Raw genomic sequence first — 17,826 nt, 5'->3', positions numbered from 1 at the left:
GTACGGAAGGTGCGGCCCCGGCGTCGTGCGGGTGGTGCGAGGGATCAGGCCTTGTCGTCGGCCTTCTTCTCCGGCTCGGTCTCGCCCTCGGCGGTCTTCTCCGGGGTCTCGGAGGTCTCCTCCGCCGAGGCCTCGGCCGCGGGGGTGGACTGCGCGGCGACGGGCTCGGCCGTCTCGTCGTCCTCGTCCTCGTCCTCGTCGTCCTCCTCGTCGAGCTCGAGCCCCTCGGGCTCGACCGACGCGAACGCGCGGTAGAACAGCGCGGCGAGAGCGGCACCGACCAGCGGGGCGAGCCAGAACAGCCAGAGCTGGCGGCCGGAGCCGTCGCCGCCCCAGTTGTTCGCGAAGAGCGCGGCGGCCGTGGAGCGGGCCGGGTTCATGCCGGTGTTGGTGACGAACCACGAGACCAGGGTCAGCGCGGCGATGGCGCTGCCCACGGCGACGGGGGCGTAGCCGATCTTGCTGCGGCGGTCGTGCACGCCGAGGTACACGCCGACGAGGATCGCGGAGATGATGACCTCGACGAGCAGTGCCGGGAGCCAGTCGAACTGGGCCTGGCCCTGGGTCTGCAGGTAGAGCGGGGAGTGCTGCGAGAAGCCGTTGACGGCCGAGTCGAACGCGTCGGAGGTGTTCTCCTTGCCGAGCAGCGCGAGCAGCGGCTGCGGCACGGTGGCGAACAGCACGGCGGCGGCCAGGATCGCGCCCACGAGCTGTGCGCCCCAGTAGCTGAACATGTTGCTGACCGAGATGCGGCCGCTGAGCCAGGCGCCCAGCGAGATCGCCGGGTTGAAGTGCGCACCGGAGACGCGGCCGACGGCTGCGGCACCCGCGATGTAGGCGAAGCCTCCACCGAGCGCCACGCCGAGCCCGCCGACCGTGTTCAGCGGGCTGTAGACGAGCACACCCACGATCACGAGCGTCAGCAGGAACGTGCCGAAGGTCTCGGCGAGCAGGCGGGAGAGCAGGCTGGGCGACCGCTCCTCGACCTCGGTGACGCCGCTGGTCGCGGCGAGGTCCTGGGACATGAAGTCTGTTCCTTTCGGTGGCACACCATTCGGTGCGCGTCATGGCGGCGTGCAGTGCGATGTCGCGCACATCCTGCCATTACCCGCCTGAGCAAAACCTGAATACGCGCGGGTATTTTCTTCACCGTACCCGGGTACTGGTACCAGGCAAGACACAGATCGGCCCAGGGGCTGGGCGAGGCGGGTCGGTCGATGCAAGAGTGGGGTCATGACTGAACCCGTGAATGTCACCGTCACCGGAGCCGCTGGCCAGATCGGGTATGCGCTCCTCTTCCGCATAGCCGCGGGCGAGATGCTCGGCGCGGACACGCCAGTACGGCTCCGACTCCTCGAGATCCCGCAGGCCGTCGCGGCCGCGGAGGGCACCGCCATGGAGCTCGACGACTGCGCCTTCCCGAACCTGGCCGGCGTCGAGATCTTCGACGACCCGGTCAAGGCCTTCGACGGCGTCAACGTCGCCCTTCTCGTCGGCGCCCGCCCCCGAGGCGCGGGCATGGAGCGCGCCGACCTGCTGGAGGCCAACGGCGGCATCTTCGGCCCGCAGGGCCGGGCGATCAACGACGGCGCCGCGGACGACGTCCGGGTGCTCGTGGTCGGCAACCCCGCCAACACCAACGCCCTCATCGCGGCGTCGAACGCCCCCGACGTGCCGGCCACGCGGTTCACCGCGATGACGCGGCTCGACCACAACCGGGCGCTCTCGCAGGTCGCGGCGAAGACCGGGACCCCCGTCAGCGAGATCCGCAGGCTCACCATCTGGGGCAACCACTCCGCGTCGCAGTACCCGGACCTGTTCCATGCGGAGGTCGGCGGCCGCCCCGGCGCCGACGTCGCGGCCGACACCGCCTGGCTCACCGACGACTTCATCCCGACCGTCGCCAAGCGCGGCGCCGCGATCATCCAGGCGCGCGGGGCCTCGTCGGCGGCATCGGCGGCCAACGCGGCGATCGCGCACGTGCGCGACTGGACGCTCGGCACCCCCGAGGGCGACTGGACCTCGGCGGGCCTGTGGTCCTCCGGCGAGTACGGCGTGCCGGAGGGGCTCGTCTCGTCGTTCCCGGTCACGTCCGACGGCACGGGCGAGTGGAAGGTCGTCGAGGGCCTCGAGATCGACGAGTTCTCCCGCGGCCGGATCGACGCGAGCGTCGCCGAGCTGGTGGAGGAGCGCGACGCCGTCCGGGCCCTGGGCCTGATCTAGCCCGGCCGCCTGCCCGCCCACGACCGACGAAGGGGGACGCTGCTTGCTCGGGCGTGCGTTCACCTGGTTCTGGGCGGGCGAGGCCGTGTCCGAGCTGGGCACCTACGTCACCACCGTCGCGCTGCAGGTGCTCGTCGTCGTCACGCTCGGGGCGAGCGCCACCGAGCTGGGCGTCGTCAACGCGGCCCGCTGGGTCCCGTACCTCGTGCTCGGCCTCGTGCTGGGCGCGGTGGTGGACCGCTGGCGCCGACGACCGCTGCTGATCACCACGGACCTGGTCCGGGGCGTGCTGCTCGGCTCCGTGCCGCTGCTCTGGTGGGCGGGGGTGCTGAACATCCCCGTGCTGGCCGTGTTCATGGTGGTGCTCGGGCTGGCCTCGCTGCTCAACGACGCGGCGTCGCAGTCCTTCGTACCTCGCCTGGTGCCCCGCACCGCCCTCGTGCGGGCCAACGCCCGGCTCGACCAGACCGGCGCGGTCGCCCAGGCGTCCGGCCCGGCGATCGGCGGCGCGCTGACGACGGCGCTCGGCGCGCCGCTCGCTGTGCTCGTCGACGCCGCCACCTACGTGTTCGCCGCGTTCGCCGTCTGGCGGGCGAAGGTGCCGGAGCCGGGCCCGGCCCGCACCGCGCCCCGGGGCGACGGCGGCGTGCGGTCCTCGGCCCGGCGCCTGCTCGACGACGTCCGCGAGGGCCTGCGCTGGGTCTACCGGCACACCATGCTCGCGCCCCTGGCCCTCGCGACGCACGGCTGGTTCCTCTGCAACGGCATCGTCACCACGGTGCTCGCCCCGTTCGCGCTCGTGGGGCTCGGGATGTCGGCGTTCCAGCTGGGGCTGGCGCTCGCGGCGGCGGGCGTCGCCGGCCTGGTCGGGGCGCTGTTCTCCGAGCGGGCCGGCCGCGTCTGGGGAGCGGGGCGCACGGTCGTCGCGGCGCGCGCCGCGATGGTCCCGGCGTGGGCGGTCGTGGCGCTGGCGCCGGCGAGCGCGACGGCGTCGTCGTCGGACGGGCCCGACGCCACGGCCACCTGGCTGACCGTGGCGACCATCGCCGTCGGGCAGGGGCTCTACGGGCTGGCGACAGGGCTCGAGAACGCGAACGAGATGGGCTACCGCCAGGCCGTGACGCCCGACCACCTGCAGGCGCGGACCAACACGACGATCCGCAGCGTGAACCGGGCCATGCTCGTGATCGGTGCGCCCGCGGGCGGCCTGCTCGCGGACCACCTCGGCTATCGCCCCGCATTGTGGGTCGGCGTGGCCGGCTTCACGCTTGTCGCGGTACTCCTGGGGATCTCGCGATTCAGGACCGCGCGGCACCCTCAGGTATCTTGATATCGAGAGATCGGCACATTCCAACATCCCGGGGAGTCAGCCACACCCATGTCCAAGATCATCTATACCCACACGGACGAGGCCCCGCTTCTGGCGACGTACTCGTTCCTGCCGATCGTCTCGGCGTACGCGGCCAAGGCCGGTGTGGACGTCGAGACCCGCGACATCTCGCTCGCCGGCCGGATCATCGCCCAGTTCCCGGAGCGGCTCACGGAGGAGCAGCGCCAGGCGGACGCGCTCGCCGAGCTGGGCGAGCTGGCTAACGACCCGGCGGCCAACATCATCAAGCTGCCGAACATCTCGGCCTCGGTGCCGCAGCTCAAGGCAGCCATCGCCGAGCTGCAGAGCCTCGGCTACGACCTGCCCGACTTCCCGGAGAGCGTCGAGACCGACGAGCAGAAGGACGCGCGCGAGCGCTACGGCCGCGTCATGGGTTCCGCCGTGAACCCGGTGCTGCGCCAGGGCAACTCGGACCGCCGCGCCCCCGCCTCGGTCAAGAACTACGCGAAGGCGCACCCGCACCGCATGGGCGCGTGGGCGGCCGACTCGAAGACCAACGTGGCCACCATGGGTCACGACGACTTCTTCTCCAACGAGAAGTCCGTGATCGTCGAGGCCGACGACACGCTGCGCATCGAGCACGTCGCCGCCGACGGCACCGTGACCGTGCTCAAGGAGTCGCTGCCGGTGCTGGCCGGGGAGGTCGTGGACGGCACGTTCCTCGACGCCGCCGCGCTGGACGCGTTCCTCGCCGAGTCGATCGAGCGGGCCAAGGCCGAGGGCGTCCTGTTCTCCGTGCACCTCAAGGCGACGATGATGAAGGTCTCCGACCCGATCATCTTCGGCCACGTGGTCAAGGCCTTCTTCAAGCCGGTCTTCGAGAAGTACGGCCAGGACCTGGCCGCCGCCGGCCTGTCGGCGAACGACGGCCTGGGCGGCATCTTCGCCGGCCTCGAGGCGCTGCCGAACGGCGCCGAGATCCGCGCCGCCTTCGACGCCGCGCTGGCCGACGGCCCGAAGATGGCCATGGTGAACTCCGACAAGGGCATCACCAACCTGCACGTCCCGTCCGACGTCATCGTCGACGCCTCGATGCCCGCCATGATCCGCATCGGCGGCCACATGTGGGGGCCGGACGGCGAGGAGGCCGACACCCTCGCGGTGATCCCCGACTCCTCGTACGCCGGGATCTACCAGACCGTCATCGACGACTGCCGCGTCAACGGCGCCCTCGACCCGGCCACGATGGGCTCCGTGCCCAACGTCGGCCTCATGGCGAAGGCGGCCGAGGAGTACGGCTCGCACGACAAGACGTTCGAGATCGCCGCGGACGGCACCGTCCGCGTCGTCGACGGCTCCGGCGCCGTGCTCATCGAGCACGCCGTCCACGCCGGTGACATCTGGCGCGCCTGCCAGACCAAGGACGCCTCGATCCGCGACTGGATCAAGCTGGCCATCACGCGGGCCCGCCTGTCGGAGACGCCCGCCGTGTTCTGGCTGAACTCGCGCCGCGCGCACGACGCCAACCTGATCCGCAAGATCGAGCAGTACCTGCCGGAGCACGACACCGAGGGCCTCGAGATCCACGTGATGGACCCGGCGGAGGCCACGGCGTTCTCGCTCGCGCGCATCCGCCAGGGCCTGGACACCATCTCGGTGACCGGCAACGTGCTGCGCGACTACAACACCGACCTGTTCCCGATCCTCGAGGTCGGCACGTCGGCCAAGATGCTCTCGATCGTGCCGCTGATGAACGGTGGCGGCCTGTTCGAGACGGGTGCCGGCGGCTCCGCGCCGAAGCACGTGCAGCAGCTCGTCGAGGAGGACTACCTGCGCTGGGACTCGCTCGGTGAGTTCTTCGCGCTGGCCGCGTCCTTCGAGCACCTCGCGGTGACCGAGGGCAACGCCCGCGCCCAGGTCTTGGCCGACACCCTCGACCGCGCCACCGGCACGTTCCTCAACGAGGACCGTTCGCCGGGTCGCCGCCTGGGCACCATCGACAACCGCGGCTCGCACTTCTACCTGGCCCTGTACTGGGCCCGCGAGCTGGCCGCGCAGTCGGACGACGCCGAGCTGGCCGCCACGTTCAAGCCGCTCGCCGAGGCGCTGGCCGCCGGCGAGCAGGCCATCGTGGAGGAGCTCGTCGCGGTCCAGGGCAAGCCGGCCGACATCGGCGGCTACTACCGTCCGGACGAGGCCAAGGCCACCGCGGTGATGCGCCCGAGCGCCACCTTCAACGAGGCGCTCGCGTCCCTCTGACGCACTGCGGGGCTGGACGGCAGTGAGGAGGGGGTGGATGGGAGTCCGGACCCGGGTTCCCACCCACCCCCTTCTCGCGCGCCCGACGAGGATCGGGCTCGCCGTGGGCACGGCCGGGCTGGTGCTCTGTCTCGTCGCCGCATGCTCGGCCGACGCCGTGGGGGTCCGGCGCGCGGGCGAGCCGGACTCGAACGGAGTCATGTCGAGCGCGATGGGCGACATGAAGCGTGCTGAGCCGATGTTCGTGGGCCTCATGAGCATCTGCGTGGCCGGACCCGACGACGGGAAGGTCACGGAGGTTCGGGCCGTCGACGCCGCCGACGTGACGGTGACCTCGTTCAGCGTGGTCCCGGGCGCGGCGGACGACGCGGCGGGCCGCGGTTCGCTGACGCGCTCCGGATATGACGTGTCCCAGCACGCGGTGCGCAGCCGGTGCGGCAGTACCGGGCTGGACGGTGTGTCGACGCTCCTCGTGGAGCTGGAACGCGAGGTCGACCAGAGCCGCACGCTCCAGGGATTCGAGGTGGACTGGGAAGCGGGCAGCAGCAGCGGAACCTTCTCCTACCTGTACCAGGTCTCCATCTGCGCGCCGAAGGACGACGCCTGCGCCACGGCGCCGTGACCTTGGTCGCTCCTGTGGAAAAAGAGGCAGGGAGTGTCGGTGTCTCGTCGTAGCCTCGGGAAACGATGATCGACGCACCGCGCACCCCTGAGACCACGCCCGTTCCCGAGGCGTCGCCTCGTCCTGCGCCGACGACGCCGACCGACCCAGCACGCCGGCTCGACTGGCGCCGGCTGTGCGGTCCGGCCGCGGTCGTCGCGATGCTCGCGCTCACCGCGGGCGCTGTCGGCCTGGCGCTCGGCACCGTCGCGGCCGGCCGGCTGGCCGCCGACGCGACCGTCGTCGGGCTCGTGCTGCTCGCCGTGTGCGTCGTCGGCGGTGCGGTGTTCGACGGCGTCGGCCAGGTGACCTGGGCGAGCGTCGTGGACCGCGCCGAGGGCAAGCTTCGCAGCGACCTGCTCAGCGCGGCCCTGCGGCAGCCGCTCGCCACGCTCTCCGAGCAGGCGGTCGGCGAGGTGCTCGACCGGGTGGACGACGACACGCACGCCGTCGGCACCCTGGTGCGCCGCCAGCTCTGGGGCGCCGGCCGCACGGTGGTCGGCGTCGTGCCGATGTGGATCATCGCCGGCATCACCTGGTGGCCGGCCTGGCTGCTGTTCCCGGTGCTGGGCGGGATCGTCGCCCTGCTCACCCGGCCGCTGCTCGGCGAGATCGCGCGCCGCAAGGTGATCGAGGAGGCCGCCTGGACCGACCACGCCGCCGCCTTCGAGGAGGCGGTCGCCGCGCGGAACGACCTGCGCACCAGCCTCGGCCAGGCGTTCGCCGTGCGCCGCGTCGCGCAGCTCTCGGCGATCGTGCACCGCAAGTTCCGCGAGGTGGTGCGGGTCGAGGAGCGCCTGCTGCGGCGGGCCGGCCTGGTGATGTACGCGCTCCTGGCCGGGACCGTCGTCGTCTGTGCGGTCGTCGCCGCCGGTGGCGGCCTGTCGGTGGACCAGCTCGTCACGCTGTTCCTGGTCACCGCGATGTTCGTGGGCCAGATGGACAACCTGGTGCACCACCTGCCGGACATCCAGGAGGGCCTCGGCGCGGTGCTGCGCATCCGGCAGATGCTGGAGGTCGAGCCCGAGCCCGAGGGCGGCGACGACCTCCCCGAGGGTCCGCTGGGTCTCGAGCTGCGCGACCTGACCTTCGCCTACGACGAGGGCACGTTCGCCCTGAGCGGCGTGGACCTGGTGGTCCCCGCCGGCGAGACCGTGGCCCTCGTGGGGCGTACGGGCTCCGGCAAGTCGACGCTGGCGGCGCTGCTGTCGCGCGCCGTCGAGCCGGAGCGGGGCTCGGTGTTCCTCGGCGGCGCCGACGTGCGCGACCTCGACCTGCAGAAGCTGCGCGGCGCCGTGGGCGTGGTCACCCAGCGCACGGAGATCATCGCGGGCACGCTCGCGGAGAACATCGCGCTGTTCGCCGACGTGCCGCGCGCCGACATCGAGGCCGCGGTCCGCGAGCTCGGCCTCACCGACTGGACGGCCGGCCTGCCCGACGGGATCGACACGCTCCTCGGCCCCGGCGGAACCACGCTGTCGGCAGGGGAGGAGCAGCTCGTCGCGTTCGCGCGGCTGCTCGTGCGGCACGTGCAGCTCGTCGTGCTCGACGAGGCGACCGCGCGGATGGACCCGCTGACGGAGGCGCGCGTCGTCGCCGCGTCGGACCGGCTGCTCAGCGGGCGTACCGGCGTGCTCATCGCGCACCGGCTCGGCACCATCGAGCGCGCCGGCCTGGTGGCGGTCCTCGACCACGGCCGCGTCGTGCAGCAGGGGCCCCGCGCGACGCTCGCCCGCACGCCCGGACCGTTCCGCTCGCTGCTGGAGGCCGGCGCGAGCGACGGCTCGCTGGACGAGTCGGCGGCGGCCGGAGCCGGGGCGCGCGCCCAGGCGGTCGCGGCGTCCGCGGACGGCGAGACGGTCGGCACCGCGCCCGCCGACGGCACCGCGCCCGCCGACGGCACCGCGCCCGCCGACGGCACAGTGCCCGCCGACGGCACGGACCAGCCCGACGCCGTCGGCGGCCGCCGACGGGCGGGCACCCCGCCCGACCTGACCCCACCCGGGGACGGGCCGAGCCTCGCGCGTGGCGTGCTGCACGCGCTGTTCGTCCGCCCGAGGTGGGGCCTGTTCGGCGCCGTCCTGTTCCTGCTGGCCAGCCTGGTCGCGGCACAGGGCGCGGTCAGCGGTTTCCTGTGGGGCCGCACGGTCGAGATCGTCGGCACCGGCGAGCTGCCCGTCGGCCTGCTGGTCACGTTCGCCGTGCTGCTGCTCCTGCAGCCGCTGTTCATCTCGCGCGCGCTGGGCGTGTACCCGCGCTGGTGGGTCGAGGTGCTGCTGCGCATCCGGATGTCGGTCATGCACGGCCAGACCCGGCAGTACCGGCTGCCCGCCACGCCGCCCGGCGAGGTGGTGGCCCGGTCCATGGACGCGGACCGCTTCGTGCGGTACGCCGACCGCTGGGTCGACTTCGTCAACGGCCTCGCGATCGTGGCGGTCACGGCCCTGATCAGCGGCACCTGGACCGCCGGCGCCGTGCTGCTCGCGGTCATGGTGGTCTCCGCGGCGGCCTCGGCCGTCGGCCGGCCGATCGCCGGCCGCTCCGCCGCCGGCTCCTCGGCGGCCCGTGCCCGGTTCGGCCGCGCCCTCGTCTCGGCGCTCGACTCGGCGCGCACGGTCAAGCTCGCCGCCCGCACGCCCGACGTCCGCCGCCACCTCGGCGAGGTGGACTCAGGGCGGGTCAAGGCCGCGATCTTCGAGCACCGGGTGCAGGCCGTGCTCGACTCGGTGCCACTGGTGACCCTCTACATCGGCGTCGTCGTCGCCTGGGGCTTCCTGCTGACCGGCACGTGGGACCTGGCCACGACGCTCCTCGTCGCCAACGCCGTGACCGGCTTCGCCTGGTTCGGCGTGGTGGCGGGCGCCGTGGTCACCGAGGCCCCCGGAACCCGTGCCTGGCAGGTCGCGACCGCCCGGTTCGCCGGCGGCACCGACCTGGTCTCGCGCCAGCAGGGCGTGGACCTCGTCACGGGCGTCGCCCCGGCCCCGGAGCCGACGCCGCGCGAGCCGCTCGACCGCCTGGAGCTGCGCCGCCTGACCGCGGTGCACGACGACGGCACGATCGGCGTCTCCGACGTCGACCTCGAGGTACGCCGGGGCGAGCTCGTGCTGCTGCTCGGCCAGGTCGGCTCGGGCAAGTCGTCGCTGCTCTCCGCGCTGGCCGGGCTCATGGAGCACACCGGTCAGGTCCGGTGGAACGGCACCGAGGTGACGGACGCCCAGGCGTTCCTGCGCCCCGGCCAGGTGGCGCACGTGGCCCAGGTGCCGCGGGTGCTGTCCGGGTCGTTCTCCGACAACGTGCAGCTCGACCACGCCCGCGACATCGACGGCCCCGTCCAGGGCGCGCGCCTCGAGCAGGACATGCGCGACGCCGGCGGCCCGCACGCCCTCGTGGGGCACCGCGGCGTCCGGCTGTCGGGCGGTCAGGTGCAGCGGCTCGCGCTCGCGCGGGCCCTCGCCGCCGACACCGAGCTCCTGCTTGCCGACGACGTGTCCAGCGCCCTGGACGCCTCGACCGAGATCGAGCTGTGGGCCGCCCTGCGGGAGCGGGGCACCACGGTGGTCGGTGCGACCTCCAAGCGTGCGGCGCTCGCCCGCGCGGACCGCGTGGTCGTGCTGGTCGACGGCGCGGTGGCCGACGTCGGCCCGTGGTCGGGTCTGGCCCCGCGCTGGAGCCACCTGGCGGGCTGACGAGAGCCGGGCGGGCGCTGAGCCCGCCCGGCTACAGCGCCGGCCGCACCCGCTACCGCGGCGCCTCCACCCGGTGCGGCAGCACGAACACCAGCAGGAACGCCACCACGGACAGCGCCGCGCTGGTCGCCATCGCCAGGGTCGCGCCGTGCGCGAAGACGTCGGCGACGACCTCCGGCGTCGGCCGGCCGGGCGGGAAGTCGAGCGCCCCGAACAGCACCGAGCCGACCACGGCGATGCCCGCCGCCGAGCCGATCCGCTGCATGGTGCCGATCACGCCAGACGCCGCGCCCGCCTCGTCGCGGTCCACGGTGGCGACGATGAACTGCGCGTTGGGCGCGATGAACAGGCCGCTGCCGATGCCGCCGAGCAGCAGCGGGCCCGCGAGGTACCAGTGGGTCAGGTCGCCGGTCGGGACCAGCCAGAGCACGAGCCACACGGAGACCAGGCCCACCGCGACCATGCCGGTGCCGATCACGAGCACGGTCCGGCCCAGGCGGTGGGACAGTCGCTCGCTCTGCGACGCGCCCGCGATCGAGCCGATGGCGAACGGCACCGACACCAGGCCGGAGGCCAGCGCCGAGTGGCCCAGCCCGGACTGCCAGAAGATCGAGATGGTGAAGAAGATGCTGGTGAACGCCGCGAAGTAGACCAGCGCCAGGATCACGCCGCCCGTGAAGGCGGGGTGCGAGAACAGGTGCGGCGGCACCAGGGGGCTGCCGCTGCGGGCCGCGACCCGGCGCTCCCAGAACGCGAACGCGACGAGCAGCAGCAGGCCGCCCGCCAGGGACGTGAAGGTCCACCACGGCCAGCCGGCGTCCTCGCCCTCGATGAGCGGCACCAGGATCGCGACGAGCGCCACCGAGACCAGCAGCAGGCCGACGACGTCGACCCCGCGCGCCGCGCCCCCCACGACGATCCGCGGCAGCAGCATGATCGCCGCGACCACCGCGATCACGCCGAACGGCAGGTTGACGAAGAAGATGGAGCGCCAGCCCTCGTTCTCGCCGAACGCCTCGATGAGCAGGCCGCCGATGATCGGCCCGAGGGCGGTCGAGAACCCGATGGCCGCGCCCATCACGGCGAACGCCTTGCCGCGCGTGCGGCCGGTGAACATGAGCTGGATCAGCGCGGTCACGGCCGGGAAGAAGATGCCGCCGCACAGGCCCTGGACCACGCGGGCCACGATGAGCTCGGTGGCTCCGTTGGCCAGGCCGCACCAGAGGCTGGCGAGCGTGAACCCGGCCAGGCCCACGACGAAGACCCACTTGTGGCCCACCCGGTCGCCCACGCGTCCGGCGGGGATCAGGGCCAGGCCGTAGGCCAGCGCGTACCCGGAGATGATCCAGGAGAGCGTGCCCTCCGAGGCGTCGAGCGAGAGGCGGATGGTCGGCAGTGCGACGTTGACGATCGTCGTGTCGAGCAGGGCCATCGAGACGCCGAGGATGAGCACCGCGAGTGCCAGCCAGGAGCTGCGCGGGGGTGCGCCGGAGGCGTCGTCCGGGGCCGCGGGGGTCGGGGAGGTGGTCACAGGCAAGAGCCTAGGGTGGCGCCATGGAACTGACCTTTCGTGAAGCCGAGCGGGACGACCTCGAACGGATCGTCGAGCTCATCGCCGACGACGCCGTCGCGGCCACCCGGACCGGCACCTACGGCGCGGCCCACGTCGCGGGCTTCGAGGCCGTCGCGGCGAGCCCGGACAACGAGCTGGTGGTCGCGGAGTCCGACGGCGCGGTGATCGGCGTCATGCAGCTCACGTTCATCCCCGGGATCTCCCGCAACGGCGCCTCCCGCCTCCTGGTGGAGGCCGTGCGGGTGGACCGGGCGCTGCGCGGGCAGGGCATCGGCCGCCTGATGATGGAGCACGCTCACGAGCGCGGCCGGGCGCGCGGCTGCGTGCTGGCCCAGCTCACGTCCGACAAGCAGCGGCCCGACGCCCACCGCTTCTACCGCAACCTCGGCTACGAGCAGTCGCACGAGGGTTTCAAGCTCCCGCTCTGACGGACATTTCGCGGGCCGCACGAATCGGTCACTCCGGACGCTTGCTGCAAGGTTCTGCAAGCGTTACAGTCGCGCTCGGACACTTGGGTTCCGGACGACGAAGGGGTCATCCATGTCTCGCACCGCGCGCCCGCGCTCGGCTCATCCCCGCCCGGCCCGTGGGCCCGCCGCGCACCGGCGTGCGGGGGCGGGGCTGGCCGCCGTCGCCCTCCTGGCCTCGCTCGGGCTCGCGGCCTCGACGTCGGCCGCTGCGGCCGGCGTCGTGCCGCAAGCCACGCAGGACCGCACCGCCGCCCTGGTCGGCAGCCTCCAGGACGAGCTCGGCTGCGCCGCCGACTGGGACCCGGCGTGCGCCGCCACGGAGCTCGTCGCCCAGGGCGACGGCACCTTCGTGGCCGAGTTCGAGGTCCCCGCGGGCACCTACGAGTACAAGGTCGCCCTCGACGACGCGTGGGACGAGTCCTACGGGCGCGACGGCGGCGCCGAGAACGCCCCGCTGCACCTCGAAGGGCCCGCGACGGTCCGCGTCTCCTACGACGACACGACCCACCGCACCGCCCTGACGCCGCTCACCCTGGCCGGGGACTGGACGGAGGCGGACGACGCCCTCGTGCACGACCCCGTGCGCCAGCCGGGCAGCGACGAGCGCTTCTACTTCGTGATGACCGACCGGTTCGCCGACGGTGACCCGGCCAACAACGAGGGCGGCCTGGACGGCGACCGGCTCACGACCGGCTTCGACCCGACCGACAAGGGCTTCTACCAGGGCGGCGACCTCGCGGGCCTGCGGCAGAACCTCGACTACATCGAGGACCTGGGCACCACCGCGATCTGGCTCACGCCGAGCTTCCTCAACCGCCCGGTGCAGGGCTCGGGCGCCGACGTGAGCGCGGGCTACCACGGCTACTGGATCACGGACTTCACGCGGATCGACCCGCACCTGGGCACCAACGCGGAGCTGGCGGCGCTGATCGACGACGCCCACGCCCGCGGGCTCAAGGTCTACTTCGACATCATCACCAACCACACGGCCGACGTCGTCGACTACGCCGAGGGCACCTACGACTACGTGGACCAGGCGACCACCCCGTACCGGGACGCCGCCGGCACCCCGTTCGACCCCGCGGACCTCGCCGGCACGGGCGACTTCCCCGAGCTCGACGCGGCGACCAGCTTCCCGTACACGCCCGTCGTCGACCCGGCCGACCAGGACGTCAAGGTCCCGGCCTGGCTCAACGACCCCACGCTCTACCACAACCGGGGCAACTCGACGTGGGAGGGCGAGTCGGTCACGTACGGCGACTTCAGCGGCCTGGACGACCTCATGACCGAGCACCCGCGCGTGGTGGACGGCTTCGAGGAGATCTACAAGGCGTGGATCGACCTGGGCATCGACGGCTTCCGCATCGACACGGTCAAGCACGTGAACTTCGAGTTCTGGGAGGAGTGGTCCACCGAGATCCAGGACTACGCCCGGGAGCAGGGCAAGGACGAGTTCTTCACGTTCGGCGAGGTGTACGACGCCGACGCCGCCAAGACCTCCCCGTACGTGCGCCGCACCGACATGAGCTCGGTGCTCGACTTCTCGTTCCAGTCGGCCGCCACGAGCTACGCCAGCGGCAACAGCGCGCAGCGGCTCGCGGACCTGTACGCCTCCGACGACCTGTACACGACGCCGCACAGCAGCGCGTCCGCGCTGCCGACGTTCCTCGGCAACCACGACATGGGCCGCGTCGGCTACATGCTGGCGGGCGCCGAGAACCCGCTGGAACGCGACGAGCTGGCGCACGAGCTCATGTACCTCACGCGCGGCCAGCCGGTGGTCTACTACGGCGACGAGCAGGGCTTCGCGGGCACGGGCGGCGACAAGGACGCGCGGCAGACCCTGTTCGCGACGCAGGTCGACGAGTACGCCGACCAGCCGCTGGTCACCGGCGAGCAGGCCGGCAGCGTGGACCGCTACGCCACCGACGCGCCGCTCTACGAGCACATCGCCGCCCTGGCCGACCTGCGCGAGGAGCACCCGGCCCTGGCGACCGGCGCCCAGATCGAGCGCTACGCCGAGGACGGCGCGGGCGTCTACGCCTTCTCCCGCGTCGACCGCGAGGAGCGGGTCGAGCACCTGGTCGCCGCGAACAACGCCGCGCAGCAGCGCACGGTCACGTTCGACGCGCTGACCCCGGGCGCGACGTTCGCCCCGCTGTACGGCACCAGCGCCGAGGTCACGGCCGACGCCGACGGCGCGGTGACACTGACCGTCCCGGCCCGCTCCGCGATCGTGCTGGTCGCGGACCGCACGGTGGGCGCCGACTCGACCGGCGTCGCCGCCGTCGTCCCCGGGACGAGCGCCCGGCCGGGCGCCGCGGTGACCGGCGTGGCCCCCGTGGCCGCCGGGATCGACGACGCCTGGGCCGAGACCTCGTTCGCCTGGCGGGCCGTTGGCTCCGCCGAGTGGCACGACCTCGGGACCGCCGAGGACACCTCCCCGCGCGTCTTCCACGACGTGTCGGCGAACGGCGCCGACCTGCCCGAGGGCACGCTGGTCGAGTACCGCGCGGTCACGCGCGACGCCGACGGCGACCGCTCCGCCGCCAGCTCGTACGCGTCGGTGGGCGTGGACGTGAGCGGCGTCGTCGACGACCCCACGGACCCCGACATCGACCTGGTCACCGTGCCCGGCTCGCACAACAGCGAGATGGGGTGCGCCGGCGACTGGACCCCGGACTGCGAGGCCGCGCGCCTCACCCTCGCCGACGACGGCACGTACACCGGCACGTTCGAGCTGCCCGCCGGGTCCTACGAGTTCAAGGTGGCGGTCAACGGCTCCTGGGCGGAGAACTACGGCGCCGACGGCGTGCGGGACGGCGCCAACGTCGCCTACTCGACGGGCGGCGGCCCGGTCACCTTCACCTGGGACCCGGAGACCAAGGTGCCGTCGGTCGAGGTCGGCACCCCGGGCACGCCCGGGGAGGGCCAGCAGGCCGCGCACTGGGTGCGGGAAGGGCTGGTCCTGGTCCCGGCCGCGAGCTTCGGCAGCGGCGACACCTGGGCGCTGGAGACGGAGACGGCGTCGTACGCCCTGACCCCGGCGGGCGGCACCGGCGACGTGCCCGCGGACGTCGCCGCGGACTTCCCCCACCTGGCCGGGTACCTCGCCCTGGAGGTCGAGGGCCTGAGCCGCGCAGCGGCGACGTCGGCCCTGCAGGGGGCGCTGCGCCTGACCCGGCACGACGGCGAGACCCTGACCGCCGCCACCGGCGTGCAGATCCCCGGCGTGCTGGACGACCTGTTCGCGACCCAGCGCACGCTGGGCGTGACGTGGCAGGGGAGCAAGAAGGCCTCGTTCGCGCTCTGGGCGCCCACGGCCCGCACGGTGACGCTCCAGGCCTGGCCCGCGGGCCGGGCGCTGGACGCCGAGCCGCGCACCTTCGCGATGACCCGCCAGCGGGACGGCGCCTGGACGCTCGACGGCGGCCGCGCCGACCGCCGGCTCGACTGGCAGGGCACCCGGTACCGGTACGCCGTCGAGGTGTACGTGCCGAGCACCGGCCAGGTCGAGACCAACGTGGTGACCGACCCCTACTCGGTGGGTCTCACGCTCGACTCGACCCACTCGGTCGCCCTCGATCTCGACGACAGGGCGTGGCAGCCCAAGGTCTGGCGCAGCACGCCCGCGCCGCGGGTGGAGCGGGCCGTGGACCAGACGATCTACGAGCTGCACGTGCGCGACTTCTCCAGCTCCGACGAGACCGTCCCCGCCCGCCTGCGCGGCACCTACGGCGCGTTCGGCGTCAAGGGCTCGGACGGCATGAGGCATCTGCGCTCGCTGGCCGACGCCGGGCTCACGACCGTGCACCTGCTGCCCACGTTCGACATCGCCACGATCCCCGAGGACCGGGCCGACCAGGCCACCACGGGCGACCTGTCCGGGTTCGCGGCCGACGGCACGGAGCAGCAGGCCGCCGTCGCCGAGGTGCAGGGGAGCGACGCCTTCAACTGGGGCTACGACCCGCTCCACTTCATGGCGCCGGAGGGCTCGTACGCGGTGCAGGCCGACGGCGGGGCGCGCGTGGCCGAGTTCCGCTCGATGGTCGGCAACCTGCACGGCGCCGGGCTCCAGGTGGTGCTGGACCAGGTGTTCAACCACACGGCGGCGTCGGGCCAGGACCCGAAGTCGGTGCTGGACCGCGTGGTGCCGGGCTACTACCACCGGCAGAACGCGACCACGGGCGCCGTCGAGACCAGCACCTGCTGCCAGAACGTCGCCACCGAGCACGCCATGGCGCAGAAGCTGATGGTGGACTCCGTGGTCACCTGGGCCCGCGACTACCACGTGGACGGGTTCCGGTTCGACCTGATGGGGCACCACTCCCGCGAGAACATGGAGGCTGTGCGGGCGGGACTCGACGTGCTCACGCTGCGGCGCGACGGGGTCGACGGCAAGAGCGTGTACCTCTACGGCGAGGGCTGGGACTTCGGCGAGGTCGCGGGCAACGCCCGGTTCGAGCAGGCCACGCAGGGCCAGCTCGGTGGCACGGGGATCGGCACCTTCAGCGACCGCCTGCGCGACGCCGTCCACGGCGGCTCGCCCGTCGACGGCTCGTCCCTGTTCACGCAGGGCTTCGGCACCGGCCTGTTCACCGACCCGAACGGGCGGGACGCACGGCTGGAGGACCCGGCGTCGGTCAACGACGGCGGCGACGACGAGGCGGCCGACCTGGCACACCAGACCGATCTCGTGAAGCTCGGGCTGGCCGGGAACCTACGTGCCTACGAGGTCACGACCTCGACCGGGGAGCGGGTCCGGGGCGACGAGCTGGACTACCGGGGCGCGCCCGCGGGCTACGCGGACTCGCCCGAGGAGGTCGTCACGTACGTGGACGCGCACGACAACGAGACGCTGTTCGACCTGCTCACCCTCAAGCTGCCGGCGGACACCACCATGTCCGACCGGGTGCGGATGAACACGGTCTCGCTGGCCACGACCGCGCTGTCGCAGTCACCCTCGTTCTGGCACGCGGGCACCGACCTGCTGCGCTCCAAGTCCCTGGACCGCAACTCGTTCGACTCCGGCGACTGGTTCAACACGATCGACTGGTCGGGGCAGGACAACGGGTTCGGCCGCGGCCTGCCGATGGCCGCCGACAACGAGGACAAGTGGCCGTACCAGCAGCCCCTGCTCGCCGACGCCGCGCTCAAGCCGGACGCCGACGACATCGCGTTCTCCGCCGCGCAGGCGCGCGAGCTGCTGGAGCTGCGGCACTCGACCGAGCTGTTCCGCCTGGGCTCGGCCGAGCTGATCCAGCAGAAGGTGACGTTCCCCGGCTCCGGGCCGGACGCCGTGCCCGGCGTGATCACCATGTCGGTCGACGACCGCGCGGGCCGGACCGACGTCGACCGCAAGCTGGACGGCGTGCTGGTGGTGTTCAACGCGTCACCCGACGTGGCCACGGTCGAGGTGCCCGAGCTCGCCGGCCGGGACTACGCGCTCTCGCGCATCCAGGCGCGCGGCGCGGACCCGGTGGTGCGGGCGACCACCTGGGACCGGGCCGCGGGCACGGTCACGGTCCCGCCCCGCACGGTGGCGGTCCTGACGGACCCCCGGGGCCGCTGAGGTCACTGAGGCACCACTGAGCGGCCGCTCACCAGGCGGGCGGCGACCG

The 17,826-nt window shown here is 73.0% G+C and carries 9 protein-coding genes; 7 read left to right on the top strand and 2 right to left on the bottom strand.

The features are described from left to right. Nucleotides 1-44: 44 nt before the first annotated feature. On the bottom strand, nt 45-1,025 hold the full coding sequence (locus ACFWEJ_RS16480) for an MIP/aquaporin family protein (protein ID WP_377230291.1): 981 nt from the start codon (nt 1,023-1,025) through the stop codon (nt 45-47). A 208-nt stretch (nt 1,026-1,233) separates the two neighbouring features. Between ACFWEJ_RS16480 and ACFWEJ_RS16475 the strand changes: the two genes are divergently transcribed. The 5 genes from ACFWEJ_RS16475 to ACFWEJ_RS16455 all read left to right on the top strand — a co-directional run bounded on the left by ACFWEJ_RS16475 (nt 1,234) and on the right by ACFWEJ_RS16455 (nt 10,162). Continuing rightward, the gene (locus tag ACFWEJ_RS16475; RefSeq protein ID WP_377230290.1) at nt 1,234-2,223 is read left to right on the top strand and encodes a malate dehydrogenase; all 990 of its coding nucleotides are present in this window, start codon (nt 1,234-1,236) and stop codon (nt 2,221-2,223) included. 43 nt (nt 2,224-2,266) lie between these two features. After that, nucleotides 2,267-3,553, top strand: coding sequence for an MFS transporter (locus ACFWEJ_RS16470; RefSeq protein ID WP_377230289.1), 1,287 nt, complete (start codon nt 2,267-2,269; stop codon nt 3,551-3,553). 48 nt (nt 3,554-3,601) lie between these two features. Then, nucleotides 3,602-5,812, top strand: coding sequence for an NADP-dependent isocitrate dehydrogenase (locus ACFWEJ_RS16465; RefSeq protein ID WP_377230288.1), 2,211 nt, complete (start codon nt 3,602-3,604; stop codon nt 5,810-5,812). Between the two features lie 37 nt (nt 5,813-5,849). Next, entirely contained in the window at nt 5,850-6,434 is a 585-nt protein-coding gene (locus ACFWEJ_RS16460) for a hypothetical protein (RefSeq protein ID WP_377230287.1), read from the top strand. 65 nt (nt 6,435-6,499) lie between these two features. Further along, nucleotides 6,500-10,162 (top strand): ATP-binding cassette domain-containing protein, encoded by a 3,663-nt coding sequence (locus ACFWEJ_RS16455; protein ID WP_377230286.1) that lies wholly within the window; start codon nt 6,500-6,502, stop codon nt 10,160-10,162. A 52-nt stretch (nt 10,163-10,214) separates the two neighbouring features. On the opposite strand, the gene ACFWEJ_RS16450 is transcribed toward ACFWEJ_RS16455, so the two are convergent. Next, the gene (locus ACFWEJ_RS16450; protein WP_377230285.1) at nt 10,215-11,693 is read right to left on the bottom strand and encodes an MFS transporter; all 1,479 of its coding nucleotides are present in this window, start codon (nt 11,691-11,693) and stop codon (nt 10,215-10,217) included. A 23-nt stretch (nt 11,694-11,716) separates the two neighbouring features. Between ACFWEJ_RS16450 and ACFWEJ_RS16445 the strand changes: the two genes are divergently transcribed. Both ACFWEJ_RS16445 and pulA read left to right on the top strand, forming a co-directional pair. After that, a complete protein-coding gene (locus tag ACFWEJ_RS16445; protein ID WP_377230284.1) occupies nt 11,717-12,163 on the top strand; it encodes a GNAT family N-acetyltransferase in 447 nt (148 codons plus the stop codon). Nucleotides 12,164-12,275: 112 nt separating this feature from the next. After that, nucleotides 12,276-17,777, top strand: a complete 5,502-nt coding sequence (gene pulA / locus ACFWEJ_RS16440; protein ID WP_377230283.1) for a pullulanase-type alpha-1,6-glucosidase — start codon at nt 12,276-12,278, stop codon at nt 17,775-17,777. Nucleotides 17,778-17,826: the final 49 nt, after the last annotated feature.

Source organism: Promicromonospora sp. NPDC060204 (genome assembly GCF_042728455.1).
Classification (GTDB): domain Bacteria; phylum Actinomycetota; class Actinomycetes; order Actinomycetales; family Cellulomonadaceae; genus Promicromonospora.
This window is presented reverse-complemented; position numbering and strand designations above follow the sequence as displayed.